The sequence below is a fragment of the Pseudomonas sp. LAMO17WK12:I5 genome, from assembly GCF_900215165.1.
Taxonomy (GTDB): domain Bacteria; phylum Pseudomonadota; class Gammaproteobacteria; order Pseudomonadales; family Pseudomonadaceae; genus Aquipseudomonas; species Aquipseudomonas putida_A.
The window spans coordinates 144567-159955 of the sequence record NZ_OBDS01000007.1 but is presented as its reverse complement, the minus strand read 5'-3'; the positions used below and the strand labels follow the sequence as shown (position 1 = coordinate 159955).

Annotated in this window: 16 protein-coding genes; 4 read left to right on the top strand and 12 right to left on the bottom strand. The window is 60.1% G+C overall.

The window, feature by feature from the left end; all coding sequences use genetic code 11:
* Positions 1-63: 63 nt before the first annotated feature.
* Positions 64-1509: a SulP family inorganic anion transporter gene (locus CRO59_RS14000; protein WP_097088068.1), complete on the bottom strand. Its 1446-nt coding sequence runs from the start codon at positions 1507-1509 to the stop codon at positions 64-66.
* A 159-nt stretch (positions 1510-1668) separates the two neighbouring features.
* Between CRO59_RS14000 and CRO59_RS13995 the strand changes: the two genes are divergently transcribed.
* Together CRO59_RS13995 and CRO59_RS13990 are read left to right on the top strand one after the other, a co-directional pair.
* Positions 1669-1959: a hypothetical protein gene (locus CRO59_RS13995; RefSeq protein WP_097088070.1), complete on the top strand. Its 291-nt coding sequence runs from the start codon at positions 1669-1671 to the stop codon at positions 1957-1959.
* A gap of 82 nt (positions 1960-2041) precedes the next feature.
* A complete protein-coding gene (locus CRO59_RS13990; protein WP_047601640.1) occupies positions 2042-2587 on the top strand; it encodes a hypothetical protein in 546 nt (181 codons plus the stop codon).
* Positions 2588-2630: 43 nt separating this feature from the next.
* Here the strand turns inward: CRO59_RS13990 and CRO59_RS13985 are convergent, their stop codons facing one another.
* Positions 2631-3266 carry a hypothetical protein gene (locus CRO59_RS13985; protein WP_097088071.1) on the bottom strand — a complete coding sequence of 212 codons (636 nt, stop codon included), beginning with the start codon at positions 3264-3266 and terminating at the stop codon, positions 2631-2633.
* A 241-nt stretch (positions 3267-3507) separates the two neighbouring features.
* Between CRO59_RS13985 and CRO59_RS13980 the strand changes: the two genes are divergently transcribed.
* Complete coding sequence (locus tag CRO59_RS13980) at positions 3508-4149, top strand: TetR/AcrR family transcriptional regulator (RefSeq protein WP_097088073.1); 642 nt, start codon at positions 3508-3510, stop codon at positions 4147-4149.
* Positions 4150-5152: 1003 nt separating this feature from the next.
* Here CRO59_RS13980 and CRO59_RS13975 read toward each other — a convergent pair.
* Both CRO59_RS13975 and ggt read right to left on the bottom strand, forming a co-directional pair.
* A complete protein-coding gene (locus CRO59_RS13975) occupies positions 5153-5686 on the bottom strand; it encodes a cysteine hydrolase family protein (RefSeq protein ID WP_097088075.1) in 534 nt (177 codons plus the stop codon).
* A 69-nt stretch (positions 5687-5755) separates the two neighbouring features.
* The gene (ggt, locus tag CRO59_RS13970; RefSeq protein ID WP_097088076.1) at positions 5756-7483 is read right to left on the bottom strand and encodes a gamma-glutamyltransferase; all 1728 of its coding nucleotides are present in this window, start codon (positions 7481-7483) and stop codon (positions 5756-5758) included.
* A gap of 150 nt (positions 7484-7633) precedes the next feature.
* Here ggt and CRO59_RS13965 point away from each other — a divergent pair, with 150 nt between their 5' ends.
* Entirely contained in the window at positions 7634-8149 is a 516-nt protein-coding gene (locus CRO59_RS13965; RefSeq protein WP_097088078.1) for a methylated-DNA--[protein]-cysteine S-methyltransferase, read from the top strand.
* A gap of 83 nt (positions 8150-8232) precedes the next feature.
* Here CRO59_RS13965 and CRO59_RS13960 read toward each other — a convergent pair whose 3' ends face one another.
* The 8 genes from CRO59_RS13960 to CRO59_RS13925 form a co-directional block, all read right to left on the bottom strand.
* The gene (locus CRO59_RS13960; protein ID WP_097088081.1) at positions 8233-8823 is read right to left on the bottom strand and encodes an NUDIX domain-containing protein; all 591 of its coding nucleotides are present in this window, start codon (positions 8821-8823) and stop codon (positions 8233-8235) included.
* Positions 8824-8931: 108 nt separating this feature from the next.
* A complete protein-coding gene (locus CRO59_RS13955) occupies positions 8932-9846 on the bottom strand; it encodes a RimK family alpha-L-glutamate ligase (RefSeq protein ID WP_097088083.1) in 915 nt (304 codons plus the stop codon).
* A 48-nt stretch (positions 9847-9894) separates the two neighbouring features.
* Positions 9895-10638 carry an SDR family oxidoreductase gene (locus tag CRO59_RS13950; RefSeq protein ID WP_097088085.1) on the bottom strand — a complete coding sequence of 248 codons (744 nt, stop codon included), beginning with the start codon at positions 10636-10638 and terminating at the stop codon, positions 9895-9897.
* Positions 10625-11776 (bottom strand): homoserine O-acetyltransferase, encoded by a 1152-nt coding sequence (locus CRO59_RS13945; protein WP_097088087.1) that lies wholly within the window; start codon positions 11774-11776, stop codon positions 10625-10627. Before CRO59_RS13945 ends, CRO59_RS13950 begins: the two co-directional genes overlap by 14 nt.
* Positions 11777-11824: 48 nt before the next feature.
* Positions 11825-12787, bottom strand: coding sequence for a cysteine synthase A (gene cysK / locus CRO59_RS13940; RefSeq protein WP_027614693.1), 963 nt, complete (start codon positions 12785-12787; stop codon positions 11825-11827).
* The gene (dapF, locus tag CRO59_RS13935) at positions 12774-13631 is read right to left on the bottom strand and encodes a diaminopimelate epimerase (protein ID WP_177409000.1); all 858 of its coding nucleotides are present in this window, start codon (positions 13629-13631) and stop codon (positions 12774-12776) included. Before dapF ends, cysK begins: the two co-directional genes overlap by 14 nt.
* The gene (locus CRO59_RS13930) at positions 13624-14463 is read right to left on the bottom strand and encodes an arginase family protein (protein WP_049827968.1); all 840 of its coding nucleotides are present in this window, start codon (positions 14461-14463) and stop codon (positions 13624-13626) included. Before CRO59_RS13930 ends, dapF begins: the two co-directional genes overlap by 8 nt.
* Complete coding sequence (locus tag CRO59_RS13925; protein ID WP_097088089.1) at positions 14463-15242, bottom strand: YqcI/YcgG family protein; 780 nt, start codon at positions 15240-15242, stop codon at positions 14463-14465. Before CRO59_RS13925 ends, CRO59_RS13930 begins: the two co-directional genes overlap by 1 nt.
* Positions 15243-15389: the final 147 nt, after the last annotated feature.

The window sequence follows — 15389 nt, the reverse complement described above, 5'->3', positions numbered from 1 at the left end:
GGCAGTCGATACCGTTTCACCGACATACCGCCTTCGCGAGCAAGCCCGCTCCCACAACTGCAATCAGTGGTGTTCGACGCCGGCGCGTTTCAACAGCTTCTTGCAGCGCTCGGAGAGATGAAACACCTGCAGCTCCTTGCCCGCCTTTTCGTAACGCTCGCGCAGGGTCTTCAACGCGGCAATCGCCGAGTAATCGACGAAGCTCAAATGCCGGCAATCGAGAGTCACACGGGCCGGGTCATTGGCCGGGTCGAACTGGTTGAGGAACGGCGTGGTCGAGGCGAAAAACAGCGTGCCGTGCAGGCGGTAGAGTTTGCTGCCGTCGGCTTCCAGATGCTCATCGGCGTACAACTCGCGGGCCTGCTGCCAGGCAAAGTTCAGCGCGGCAATGATAATCCCGCAGAGCACGGCCGTGGCCAGGTCGGTGAACACGGTGATAGTGGTCACGGCGATGATCACCAGTACATCGTTGAGCGGCACTTTGTTCAACACCCGCAACGAGGCCCAGGCGAAGGTCTGCTGCGAGACCACGAACATCACGCCCACCAATGCCGCCAGCGGAATACGCTCAATCAGCGGCGACAGAAACAGGATGAACAGCAGAATCAGCACCCCCGCCACCACCCCGGACAAACGCCCGCGGCCGCCGGAGCTGAGGTTGATCACGGTCTGGCCGATCATCGCGCAACCGCCCATGCCACCGAATGCGCCGGAGACCACGTTCGCCGCGCCCAGCGCCACGCACTCGCGATCCGGGTAGCCGCGGGTTTCGGTGATTTCGTCGGTGAGGTTCAGGGTCAGCAGGGTTTCCAGCAGACCGACCAGCGCCATCAGAATCGCGTACGGGGCGATGATGCGCAGGGTTTCCAGCGTCCACGGGATGTCCGGCAGCGCGAAGCTCGGCAGACCGCCGGCGATGTGCGCCATGTCGCCAAGGGTGCGCGTCGGCAGACCGAACAGGTAGACCAACAGGCCCACGCCGAGGATCGCCACCAATGCTGGCGGCACCGCGCGGGTCAGGCGCGGCAGGATGTAGACGATGGCCATGGTCAGCAGCACCAGCCCGGTCATCAGGTACAGTGGCGTGCCGCTGAGCCAATGATCACCGCTCTTGAAATGCTCCAGTTGCGCCAGTGCAATGATGATCGCCAGGCCGTTGACGAAACCGAGCATCACCGGATGAGGCACCATGCGCACCAGTTTGCCCAGGCGCAACAAGCCGAACGCCATCATGATCAAACCGCCGAGCAACACCGTCGCCAGCAAGTACTGCACGCCGTGCTGCACCACCAGCGCGACGATCACCACCGCCATCGAACCCGCCGCCCCGGAGACCATTCCCGGCCGGCCGCCGAACAACGCGGTCAGCGTACAAATGATGAAGGCGCCGTACAGGCCCATCAGCGGATTGAGATGCGCCACCAGCGCGAACGCAATGCATTCGGGCAACAGGGCAAATGAGGTGGTGAGTCCGGCCAGGACATCGGCGCGCAGACGTTTCGGTTTCATGGCTTACCTGACTGAGCGGCCAACGAGGGTGGCCGCGGATGTTCGTAAAAAAGCGGGGAGCGGATGTTACGGAATAGTTCGGAATCGGGCCAGTGATCGCTGACACCCGTCGACGCGCGATTTATCCTGACGCGCTTCTGCCCCCCATCGAGTACGACCATGACTGCATTGCTGACCGCCCGCGACGTTTGCCAGCGCTTGCGCGAGGCTGCGCTGGGCGTGCTGATGTTCAACAGATCCAAGACACCCAGTGATGCCGGACTGATCGCGGTCGATATCGAGGGCTGGCGCCTGTTGCTTGATTTTGAAGGTGGGCACTTGCATCACTGTGAACAGTGCCGCTGCCCGGATGGCCGCGAATGGCATTTCAATAGCCGTTACGGCACCGACCCGGTGAATCTGCTCAGTACTTGGGAGCTGGCGCAGATCGAGAATCTGTTGAAGCTCTGAGCACTTCACGGTGAAGTCGGTTGCCCAATGATGGCACTCTGCCCATAATTCGCCCCCCTTATTCCTCACGCAAGGAAACGCCGTGAAAAAGTCTCTGTTGTTGATCCCGATGCTGGCAGTGCTGCTGCAAGGTTGTGGCATGACCATGACCCGCTATGAGCCGAGCTTCGAAAACGTTCAGAAGCTCAAGCAGACCCCGCCCCTGCAAGCGATCAGCAATCCTCAGGTAACTGCCGAGTCTGGCGAAGGTTCGCTGACAGTTCGAGCCAACCCGGTGCGCTCGCCATCCGGCAGCATCCCGGCGCATATCCAGGACGCGATCACCGAAGAACTGCGCAAGGCCGGTCTGCTTGATCCGCAGGCTCAGCGTCAGTTGAAAGTGCTGGTGGTGAAGAACAACCTGTCGGCCGGCATGGGTACGGGCGATGGCGAACTCGCGGCACGCTTCACCCTGCTTAATGGGCAGAACGTGGTTTACGACGCGACCAAGCATGTCAGCAGCCAGTGGAGCAGCAGCTTCTTTGGTTTCATCGCGATTCCGAATGCGGTCAACGCCTATAACCCGATGCTGCGTGATCTGTTGAAGGAACTGTACAGCGATCCGCAGTTCATCCAGGCCCTGAAGTAAGGGCGAAAAAAAGAGCCGCGATTGCGGCTCTCTTTTTTTGGCATCAGGCCCGCGGAGTGCGGGTCTCGAGCGCCGAGTATTTCAGGTTGTTGTTGTCGATCATCTGCTTGAGCAGCGCGTTGACCTGACGGGCGAATGTGTCGTTGACCGCCGCCTTCGGAGTGTTGCCCATCAGCGGAATGAACCAGATGCCGATCCAGGTACCGACCGCATCATGGTTGCTCGCGGTGGTCAGGGCCTGGCCTGTGCCGTCGACGGCTTCGAGGCTCATGGTGTACTGATCGGTGCCGTATGCCGGGATCACCCCCAGGCTGAAACCACTGATGAAGCCCAGCACCATCGAACCGGCATTCGGCGGATGGTTGTACATTTTCAGACGCAGGCTGTAGTCGTCCGGTTGCTTCTGGAACTCGTCCAGGGTGACACGGCCGAACAGGCCTGAATCGCTCAGAATCTTTTGCAGCTCAGGCTTGAGCTGGTCACGCGCCTGCGGCACTTCTACGGCCGAAGCGCTTTTCGGCTCGCCCTGATAGAAGTCGAAGTCCACATAAACATTGGGTTTGTTGGCGTAGCTGGCCATCGATGGCAGTTTGACCGGCGCCACTTCGTCTTTGGTGAAACTGGCACAACCACCGAGCGCAAGCACCAGGCCCAGCGCCAGGATTTTCCCGAATTGCATGTTGTCTTCCCTATGTGAACCGAGCCAAATGATAGCAATGAGCCTCCATTGCGGAGGCGGGGCGGATTCTAGAGAGAGCGCTCGCTTGAGGAAAGACTGAATCAGGAAATTTACACAAAAATATCCGCTCAGCCCTGTTGCAAGTGGAACAGTTAGCTGGCTTCGCCGCTATATAGTTTTGTATATTGCGAAACCGAAATTGCCCGTATCTGCCCATGCCTTCTATTCACACCGTGTTCCCATGAGCGCCATCCGCGTACGCAACGAGCAACTGATCCTCGCCGCCGCCAGCGAAGAATTTGCCGCCAACGGCTTTGACGCGACCCAGACCCGCGACATCGCCGCCCGCGCCGGCGTGCCCAAGGCCAACCTGTATTACTACTTCCAGACCAAGGAAAACCTGTACTCGAAAGTCCTCCTGGGATTTGTCGAACCGCTGCTGGAAGCCTCGGCAGCGTTGCGCGAAAGCGATGACCCGCTGATCGGCCTGCGCGCCTACATCGCCGCGCGTATCCGCATCGCCCGCGAACACCCGGCGATTGCCAGGGTATTCAGCGGCGAGCTGCTGCTCGGCGGGCGCCAGTTGCCAGACGAATGCCGCGACCTGCTGCACGCCGAAGCCCGGCGCAACGTCGAGTGCCTGCGCAGCTGGATCGAGCGCGGCCTGCTGGCCCCGGTGGACCCGGAACACCTGATGCTGTTCATCTGGTCGGCAACCCGCACCTACACCAATATTGGCTGGCAAATGGGCTGCATCACCGGGCGCGCAGTGCCGCAGGATGAGGATTACGCGACGGCAGCCGAGACCATTACGCGCTTGGTGCTGGAGGGCGTCGTGGCCCCGCGGGTTGGGGAGATTCGTGGGGTTTTGTTTGCGACTTGAGGAATGAGGGCCGCTACGCAGCCCAGCGCGAGCAAGCTCGCTCCCACAGGGGATTTGTGCTGGACATGGGAATCTGTGAACACCATCAATCATTGTGGGAGCGGGCTTGCTCGCGAAGGCGTCGGGTCAGCCAACGCATGCGTCACAGGCACACCGCTTTCGCGAGCAAGCCCGCTCCCACAGGGGATTTGTGCTGGGCAAGGGAATCTGTGAACACCCTCAATCATTGTGGAAGCGGGCTTGCTCGCGAAGGCGTCGGGTCAGCCCACACATCCGTCGCAGGCCCACCGCTTTCGCGAGCAAGCCCGCTCCCACAGGGGATTTGTGCTGGACATGGGAATTCGTGAACACCCTCAATCATTGTGGGAGCAGGCTTGCTCGCGAAGGCGTCGGATCAGCCAACACATGCTTCACAGGCTCACCGCTTTCGCGAGCAAGCCCGCTCCCACAGGGGGTTTGTGCTGGGCAAGGGAATCTGTGAACACCATCAATCATTGTGGGAGCGGGCTTGCTCGCGAAGGCGTCGGGTCAGCCAACACATGCGTCACAGACTCACCGCTTTCGCGAGCAAGCCCGCTCCCACAGGGGATTTGTGCTGGACATGGGAATTGGTGAACACCATCAATCATTGTGGGAGCGGGCTTGCTCGCGAAGGCGTCGGGTCAGCCCACACATGCGTCACAGGCCCACCGCTTTCGCGAGCAAGCCCGCTCCCACAGGGGATTTGTGCCGGACGTGGGAATCTGTAAACACCCTCAATCATTGTGGGAGCGGGCTTGCTCGCGAAGGCGTCGGGTCAGCCAACGCATGCGTCACAGGCCCACCGCTTTCGCGAGCAAGCCCGCTCCCACAGGGGGGGTTGTGCTGGGCGTGGGAATTGGTGAACACCTTCAATCATTGTGGGAGCGGGCTTGCTCGCGAAGGCGTCGGGTCAGCCAACACATGCGTCACAGGCCCACCGCTTTCGCGAGCAAGCTCGCTCCCACAGGGGTATGCGCTGGTTTTAGAAAGTGATCTCGGCTGCGGGTTTGACGTCGACCCGGGCCGTCGCGCCGGTCAGGTGCGCCAGGTCCTTGTTGTGTTCGGCGATGATGTCTTCGGCGCTCATGGTGCCGTTGTCGACGGTGGAGTGAGCGTCCGCGACGAGCACCACGTCGTAGCCCAGTTCGTGCGCCCTGCGTACGGTGGCGTTGACGCAGTAGTCGGTCTGCAGGCCGCAAATGATCAGGCGTTCGAAGTCTTCGCTGGGCAGCAGTTTGCCCAGCTCGGTCTGATAGAACGAATCCGGGGTGGTTTTACCTACGCGCAGGTCTTCGGCGGTCGTCAGCAATCCGGCGGCGAGTTGCCAGCCTTCGGCCCCACGGGCCAACGGGCTGTCCCTTTCCTCATGCTGAATCAGCACCACCCGCACGCCCGCCTCACGCGCACGCGTGCTGAGCTGGTTGATGGTGTCGATGACGCGGTGGATGTCGAAGCACTGATACTCGCCTGAGCAGAGAGCCTGTTGGACGTCGATGATCAGCAATGCGCTAGACATGATGGGCCTTCCTTGATCGATCCTTGAGACAGGGGACGGAGCCAAGCCCCGCCGCCCTTTTTACGCCGCTCAATAACCCAATGACAACCCGGTATTACGCCGTGGATCGTTGGCCCCGTAGAAACGGTTTTTGCCCACGGGTTTACCGCCCAGTGACGGCGCGCCGACCAGGATCGCGGCGATGTGGTTGGCATCCTGCGGCCCGGCGAACTTGTGGCCCCAGCTCTCGAGGATCTTCTTCGTATCCGGGCTGGCGGCGAAGTCTTCGAGGTTGGTTTCTTCCGGCATCCATTGCTGGTGGAAACGCGGCGCGTCGACCGCTTCCTGCAGGCCCATGCCGTAGTCGATGACGTTGAGCATGGTCAGCAAGGTCGCGGTGATGATGCGGCTGCCACCCGGCGTACCAACCACCATCACCACTTTGCCGTCCTTGGTGACGATGGTCGGGCTCATCGACGACAGCGGGGTTTTGCCCGGAGCGATGGCGTTGGCCTCGCCCTGCACCAGACCGTACATGTTCGGCACGCCGACCTTGGAGGTGAAGTCGTCCATCTCGTCGTTGAGGATCACCCCGGTCTTGCTCGCCATCACCCCGGCGCCGAACCAGTCGTTGAGGGTGTAAGTCACCGACACTGCGTTGCCCCACTTGTCGACGATCGAATAGTGCGTGGTGTTGTTGCCTTCATGCGGGGCGACGCCGGGTTTCAGCTCGGCGGAGATCCCGGCCTTCTGCGGCTGGATCGCGTTGCGCAGCGTGGTGGCGTAGTTCTTGTCCAGCAGGTGCTCGATCGGGTTCTTCACAAAATCCGGGTCGCCCAGATAGCTGTTGCGATCCACGTAGGCGTGGCGCATCGCTTCGATCTGATAGTGCATGCCCTGGGCCGAATGGAAGCCCAGATCCTTCATCGGATAGCCTTCGAGGATGTTCATGATCTCGCAGATCACCACCCCGCCGGAGCTTGGCGGTGGTGCCGAGACCACATGGTAGCCACGGTAATCGCACTCCACCGGGGCCAGTTCGCGGGTCTTGTATTTGTCGAGGTCGGCCTGGGTGATGATGCCCTTGTTGGCCTGACTGGATGTGACGATGGCGTCGGCCACCCAGCCTTTATAGAAACCGTCAGCGCCTTTTTCGGAAATGGTGCGCAGGGTTTTCGCCAGATCCTTCTGCACCAGTTTCTGCCCGACCTGCATCGGCTCGCCGTTGTGCAGGAAGATCGAGCCGGAATCACGCATGTCCTTCTTGAACACATCGGTGGCGTAGTCCAGCAAATCGACGTCGCCCTGCTCCAGCTCGAAGCCGTCTTCAGCCAGTTTGATCGCCGGGGCGATCATGTCCTTGCGCGGTTTGGTGCCGTACTTGCTCAGCGCCAGCTCCATGCCCGACACGGTGCCCGGCACCGCCACGGCGAGGTGACCACGGGTGCTCAGATCCGGGACGACGTTGCCGTCCTTGTCCAGGTACATGTTGGCGGTCGCCGCCAGCGGAGCTTTTTCACGGAAGTCGAGGAAGGTCTTGCGCCCGTCCGCCAGTTGAATGGTCATGAAACCGCCACCGCCGAGGTTGCCCGCTGCGGGATACACAACCGCCAACGCATAGCCCACAGCGACCGCCGCATCCACCGCGTTACCGCCGTTTTTCAACACATCGACACCGACATGCGAGGCCAGGTGTTGAGCGGTGACCACCATGCCGTTTTCGGCGGCGACCGGGGCCACGGAAGCGGCGTGGGCCATGAGGCAGCTCAGTGCCAGTGACGTCGCAATCAGCGTTTTGGCCAAAGGTTCGTACTTCATGAGTCGATCTCTTTTTTGTTTTCGGGTTCAGTGCAGAACAGAGGGGAACGCAGCAAAAGCACCAAGCAGTATGGTCGCTATTGCGATTTGCGCCTCCCCGCTCAGGCAGTATGCTGGGCGCTCTCGCCGTACCGATCCGGAGTTCTGCCCATGTCGTACACGTTCATCACCCTGCCCTCACCGGTCGGCGAATTGAAGCTGGTTGCGAACGGCTCACGACTGGCGGCCATCCTCTGGGAAAACGACAAACCGGGCCGGGTGCGCCTCGGTCCGATGAGCGAAGCGCCGGACAATCCGCTGCTGCAGCGAACCGCGCAGCAGCTTGAGGAATATTTTGCCGGCAAGCGTGATCGCTTCGACCTGGAACTGGATTTTGTCGGCACCGATTTTCAGAAGAAGGTCTGGGCGGCGCTGCTGACCATCCCCTTTGGCGAGACTCGCACTTACAGCCAGATCGCCGAGCAGATCGGCAACCCGACGGCGGTGCGTGCGGTGGGCGCGGCGAACGGGCGCAACCCTATTTCGATTGTGGCGCCGTGTCATCGGGTGATCGGCGCGTCGGGGAAGTTGACCGGGTTTGCGGGTGGGCTTGAGGCAAAAGAGCGGTTGCTGGTGCTGGAGGGTGGTAGCTGGTCGGCGGTGGGCAGGACTGGGGATTTGTTTTAGAAGATCAAAAGATCGCAGCCTGCGGCAGCTCCTACATGAGAATGCGTTCCCTGTAGGAGCTGCCGCAGGCTGCGATCTTTGCTTTATCGGACAAACAGGTTATTCATAGCCGCATACTGCAACAGCATGATGGTCTTGGCATCGCAGATCTCGCCACGGTGAAATGCAGCCAGTGCTTCATCGAAGCCCCATTCGAGCACTTCCAGTTCTTCGGTTTCCTCTTCCAGGCCGCCGCCCTCGCTGACCTTCGACTTCGCGTCGTATTCGGCGATAAAAAAGTGCAGCTTCTCGGTCACCGAGCCGGGGCTCATGTAGGCCTCGAAGACCTTCTTCACCTCATGCACGCGGTAACCGGTTTCCTCTTCGGCCTCGTCGCGGATCCGCTGTTCCGGCGCCGCACCTTCCAGCAGCCCCGCCGCCACTTCGATCAACAAACCGTCGTGGCCATTGACGAACACCGGCAAGCGAAATTGGCGGGTCAGCACCACCGTGCGCTTTTCGCGGTTGAACAACAGAATCGCCGCGCCATTGCCACGGTCGTAGACTTCGCGAGTCTGCCGCTGCCAGTCACCGTTGTTGCGTAGATAGTCGAAGGTGATTTTCTGCAACAGATACCAGTCGTGGGACAACACCTGAGTATCGACAATGTTGACCCGCTCGGCTGTCTTGGTCATGACGCCTGTTCCTTGTGCCATCGGAAAACGCCCATAGTCGAATAATCGCGCGCACAAAAAAAGCCCGGCAATGCTGTCGGGCCTGTTTACTGGTGTTCGCGGATGGTGTCAGAGATCGACCAGGTGCCGGTCGATGCGCTTGAGCACACCTTTGATCAGGTTCATCGCACTGTCGGCGCGAAACGGCAGGTTAAGCGAAGGCTCGCAGATCTCCATTTCCATGATCATTGGCCGACCGTCATAGTCGCGGATCACGTCGACCCGGCCGTAGAGCAACGGCAGCTCAAGCCCGAGCACCTCGGCAGAAGCCACCAGCGCCGATAGCGCCACCGCCTGCTCCTCGGCATCCGCCTCGCGCGGCTGGCGAAACTCGGGGGTCGGCACGTTCACCGTACCGTCCGCCATGAGCATGGCGCCCTTGCGGATGGAATGGCTGAAGGTGTTATCGAAGAAGGTCAGGTCGGTCTCGCCGTAAGTGTCGATGGTGGTGATGTACGGCTGGATGATCACATGCGAACCGCGCTTTTGCAGCGCGCGAATGTGCGCCAGCGCGGCCTCGGAACCGCCGCGGACAAACCGTTTCACTCCGCGCGAATACGAGCCAATCGTCGGTTTGACGACAAATTCGTGGCTGTCGGTGTTCGCGTCGAGGAAGTCATTCAGATAACCCTCGGGGGCATCGTCGGGCGCCAGGAACACACTGGGAATAATCGGCACACCGCGCGCAGCAATGTCCTTCAGGTACAACTTGTTCAAGCCCCACCGGGCCACGGACGGCACATTCAACAGGCAGGTCAGTGCATGCACCTTGTCGCACCAGGCAAAGAATTCGTCGAGGCTTTCAATGCAGTCCCACGGTGAACGGATCAATACGGCGGTATACGCCGCCCAATCGACTGACGGATCGTCCCAGAAGCACACATCGGCGTTGATCGACAGTTGCTTGCAGGCTTCAAGCAATGGCGGCATGTCGTAGTCAATGTGCAGGTTCGGCTTATCGGTGATGAGTGCAAGCTTAATCATGAAGAATCCTTTCTACTGAACAGTTGGAAGCAGAAAAACAGCGACGACTCACCAGGGAATCACGCGGTCCTGATGGCGGTAAGTGCCCGTGGGGCCATCGGCACCAATCAATGCCAGAGCGACACTGGTCCGCGCGCCTTCCTGCACATCGAGATCACCGGCGCCGTCATTCATGCCGGTTTTGGTGTAACCGGGGTGCACGGCATTGACCTTGACGGGCGTCTCGCGAAGCTCGTAAGCCAGATGAACCGTCCACGAATTCACCCCGCTTTTACTGGCGCTGTAGCCCGGCAAGGATTTGAACATCGGTGAATAGGCGTAGGAATCGACGTCCGTATGGGTGGTGAGCGATGCCAGCAGACTGGATACGTTGACGATGCGTCCGGCCGCAGACTGGCGAATCAGCGGCAGACAATGTTGGGTCACCGCGACCATGCCGAACAGGTTGGTTTCAAACGTCTGGCGCCACTGTTGAAGTGGTTGTTGCGAAGGGTTCAACCCGTAGGATTCGATACGGATCGCGGCGTTATTGATCAGGATATCCAGTCGACCAAACTTCGCCTCCAGCAATTTGACCGCCGAGGCGATGCTGTCTTCATCCGTGACATCCAGCAGGCACGGGAACGCCTTCAAGCCCATGCCGGTCAGCTCATCGGCCGCCTGAGCGACAGCCTGATAATTCCTGCCACTGAGCACCACCGTCACGCCCTCGGCGGCCAGTTGTCGCGCCACCTCGAAACCGATGCCACGGTTGGCACCGGTCACCAATGCAACCTTGTCAAAATCGTTCATCGTGCAACTCCAGACAACGCTCCGCCCTGCCCGCAGGAAGGACGGAACCAATACGATTCATGAAATGTTCCAGCAGCGGCCCGAACGCCCGCAGATCGGTCAGAAAGGCGTCGTGGCCGTCCGGGCAATCGAGCCGGACAAAGGTCACCTCGGCACCATCCTGCTCGAGCCCTTGAGCGATGTGCTGCTGTTGCGCAACAGGAAACAGCGTGTCGCTCTCGACGCCGACCACCAGAACCTGCTCCAGCCCGGCAGTCTGAAAACCGCCCTGCGGCGGCGTCAGACAGGCATAAAGATCAATCGCGCGGCTTAGCTGCAGATAACTGTTAGGGTCGAAATCCCGTGCGAATCGCCAGGCATTGGCCTGCAGATAATCCTCGACTTCAAAGTCGTGGGTCATGCCGGCGGATTTCCCCGCCGCCTGATCGCTGCGGCTGAAACGGCGATTCAATTGCGCGCCGGAGCGATAACTCAACAGGCCGATCTTGCGGGCCAGCGTCATGCCATGGATCGGGCGCGCATCCGGCGAATACTCGCCACCGGCCCATAGCGGATCACTGCGGATGGCTTCCCGCTGCAATGAACGCAAGGCCGTGGACACGGGAAGCGAACTGGCCGCGCCGCACAGGTTGATGTGATGCCGGACAAACCCCGGATGCCGGGTCAACAGGGCCAGCGCACACATGCCACCCATCGAAGCGCCGATCAGGCAGGTCACTTGCGCCATGCCCAGCGCTTTCACGGCCATGACGATCGTGTCGACGATGTCTTCGATGCTCAGCTCGGGAAAGCGCGACTGGTAAGGCCTGCCACTCGCCCGCTCGGTGGACAGCGGCCCCGTCGAGCCCTTGCCCCCCCCCAGATAGTTGAAACAGATCACATACCAGCGGTCTGTATCGATCGGCTTGCCTGAACCGGCAAAGTCCTCCCACCAGCCCGCCTCAGGATCGCGGGCGACACTGCAGACGTGGCTGTTGGCGGACATGCCGGGCAGCACTAGGACGATGTTGTCGCGACGATCATTCAGTTGCCCGAACGTCTCATACGTCAGCCTGAAATCTTCCAGTACACCTCCACGATGCATTGGAAACGGGCGCGCGAACTCGATGTAATCTGCTGCCGGAAGAGTTTCCACCATGATGCTAATCCCTTAGAGCGCCTGCTTCGCCAAGTAACCGGTTGCCTGTTACGGCTCGAGCGACTGCAACCAGTCATCGTCGGAACCTTCGGCGATGCCGTCCATCAGGAACGTCGAGAGATAACGTTCACCGGTATCCGGCAACATGGCCAGCAGCACCGAACCGGCCGCTGCGGTCTCGGCAACCTTCAACGCTGCGGCGACCGAAGCGCCCGAAGAAATGCCGACGAAGATCCCCTCTTCCCTGGCCAGGCGCTGCGAAGTGTCGCGCGCCTCGTACTCGTTCACGGTCAGGACTTTATCGATGACGGTCTTGTCCATGATGGTCGGCGTGAAGTTGGGCGCGAGTCCCTGGATCTGGTGCACGCCCCAGGTGCCGCCCGACAGCAACGCAGCATTTTCCGGTTCTGCGGCAACGATCTGCACCGCAGGTCGCGCGACTCGCAGCATCTGGCCAACGCCGGTCAGCGTGCCGCTGGTGCCGAAACCGGTGACAAAGTAGTCCAGGCGTTTACCGGCGAAATCACCGAGGATTTCGGTGGCGGTGGTTTCGCGGTGATAGGAAGGGTTGGCCGGGTTATCGAATTGTCGCGATCTGAACCAGCCAAACTTCTGCGCCAGTTCATCGGCAATCTGGTTGCCGCCGCTGCTGCCCAGGTGAGCAGGAAACAGCAGAACCTTGCCGCCATAGGCACGAATCAGCTTGCGCCGTTCGATCGAGTAACTGTCGGACATGATCGCCACAAAGTTATAGCCGCGCGCCGCAGCAACCATCGCCAACGCAATGCCAACGTTGCCGGAGGTGCATTCGGCGATCGTATCGCCAGGCTTCAACAGGCCTCTGGCTTCGGCGTCGAGTACCACCGCCAGCGCCAGCCGGTCCTTGACCGACCCACCGGGGTTGAACGACTCGACCTTCACATAAATGCTGACGTGTTCCGGGGCGAGCCTTTGCAGCTTGACGATTGGCGTACGGCCGATCGTGTCCAGAATGCTTTCATACAACGGCATGAGCGAGTTCTCCATCAAATACGAATTCAGCAGGGCCGGAGAGGTACATCGCGGACAAGTCACTCTCCCATGTCACTTCAAGGGTTCCGCCGGGCAGTTCGACATCGACCAAGCGGTCGACCCGCCCGGCCCGCGCCAGCACCGCGACCGCCGCGCAGGCACCGCTGCCGCAGGCCAGCGTTTCGCCAGCGCCGAATTCGTAGACCTTGAGTTTTATCCTGTTGCGCGATTGCAGCTGTACAAACCCGACGTTGACGTCAGGGGAGAAATACCCGGAGTTTTGCAGGGCATTGCCGACAGCTGGAATCTCATACTGATCACGTTCGGCTTCGATCACCGCATGCGGGTTGCCCATCGATACTGCCGAACACTCCAGGTGTTGCCCGGCGAGTTCCAGTTGATAAGCCGACTGCGCTTGGTCGAAGCCGAACACCGGGATGGCGGCGGGCGAGAAATTCGGCGCGCCCATGCTGATCTGATAGTTGCCGTCCTCCATGACCCGAACCCGGTGGGTACCGGAAGGACTGTCGAGGGTGAACTCGGACGCCTCCGTCAGGCCTGCCCGAACCAGCCATGCGGCGACACACCGCGCACCGTTGCCGCATTGCCGGGAGGACTCACCCTGCGCCGTCCAAATGTCGAACGAGGCCACGGACGATGGATTGCGCGCAGCCTTGACGCCCAGGACCATATCGGCGCCGATACCTTTATGGCGGTTAGCCAGGTACTTGCACAATTCGCGCGACGGATCCTGCGCATCACGCAGATCGAGAATGATCATGTCGTTGCCCGCACCGTGCATCTTGCTGAAACGCAGCCTGGCAGCAGCAGCCGGTTTATGCATGGCACACACTCGCCTCAAGACACGCTTTGGACAGGAGCGGGTCAACGATATCGATGATGCACTGGGTTGCACGCTGTGCCGTCGCCGCATCGCAGGATGCATTGAACTCGGCGATTTCCAGACCGACAATCTGCTCCAGCGGAATCGCTCCCAGGATCGCCGCGAGCTGTTGCGGCAGCAGACCGTCAGGCACTGCGTAATCGGCGGGCACGTAGCCAGGCTCAAGAGAGTCCCAATCGATGTGCACCCAGACCTTCGATTGGCCGATAGCGCTGCGCACCGCTTCGGCAGTTGCCTGCTGCGGGGAAAGCGTGCGCACATTATTGGCGCTCAGCAGACGCTGCTCTTGCCCGTCGATGTCGCGCGCGCCGACCAGAATGACGTTCTCCGCACGCACGCCCGCGCCACAGCCGCTGTCCCAGAGGCCACATAATGCCGACACCACCATCCCGCCCAGGTAGCCCGTGTCAGTGGTCGTCGGAATATTGAAGTCACCATGGGCATCGACCCATACCAGGCAAAGGTCCGGGTAATGTCTGGCCACCGCAGGTACGCTGCCCAGGCTGGCCGGGCAGGTGCCGTTGATGACCACTGTGAGTTGCTGCTCCTCTACCGCACAGGCCACGGCGCGGTGCAGCGAATCGATCTGCTCACGTCCTGCCGGCAGACTGACTGTCCAGTCATCGGCCGCCGGCTCGCAGCTGCCGTCACCGATATACAGCGGCGCTACACCGTACTTTGCTTCAAGTGCCGACGCGGCCTTCAACGCGCCGATACGGGTAAATGCCGTGCGGTCTGCCACTCTGCCGTTGGATACAATCAACTTGAACATCAGGCTTCCTCTTTATTTTCATGGCTGTAATGTTTGAACGGGCAAACATCCGTGCGCTCTGCATTTTCTTCAATCAAACCGTATTGCCACCACTCTTTGGCGTCAGAGCCGAAGCCGCCCAATTGCAAGGCGTGGGGCACCGAATCATATTTAAGGATGCGTTTGCGAATATTGGCGCGAACATTACGTCCGCCCACGGTATCGCCGGCAAATACATCGAAGCGTTCACGCGGATTAATCACCAGCGCAAATCTCGACCCGAGGTTTCTGCTCTTGCGAAGTTTGTGTGCGGGAGAACTCATATTCACAAACAGTTGCATTCCCGCGAAGCACATCGACCAGAACGGTGACTCCGGGTCGACATCGACGCTGTCCGGCCACGGGCTTTCATCCAGCCAGTGCAGGCTCTGCAGCACGCCCCACCCGGCGGCCTGATACTCCTGCGCGGTACTCGCCGATATCGCATCGGTTGAAAAGAACACGATGAGCGGATAAGCGTCTTCGATTGAACCACTCCATGTTCTGGAAAGCGTTACATACTCTTTTAACCCTTCAGCCAGTTTCGCCAGCCCTTGAGCATCCAAAGTGTCGACAAATACAAACTTGATCGAAGACTTCTTGAATGCATTCTTGGAAAAGATGCAGGGAAAGTCGGACCCTGCTCCAAGTCGCTCTTGCAGTTCATTCAAGGCCTCTTTCTCCCAATCGGCCCCATGATGATTAACCTCATCCTGAGAAAGCATGACCCGATAAGAAACCTGCGCATCAAAGTTCCGCATACTCATTCCTTTATGCTGCACAACTTAGAGAGATGGCCGAGTGTGGCATCCAGCCGTCTGGCACTTTGCGCTGTCACACCTGCCACGAACTTACGTCAGGCATGACAACTTGCTTACTTGATCTGCGTCTGGAATCAGAAGACCGGC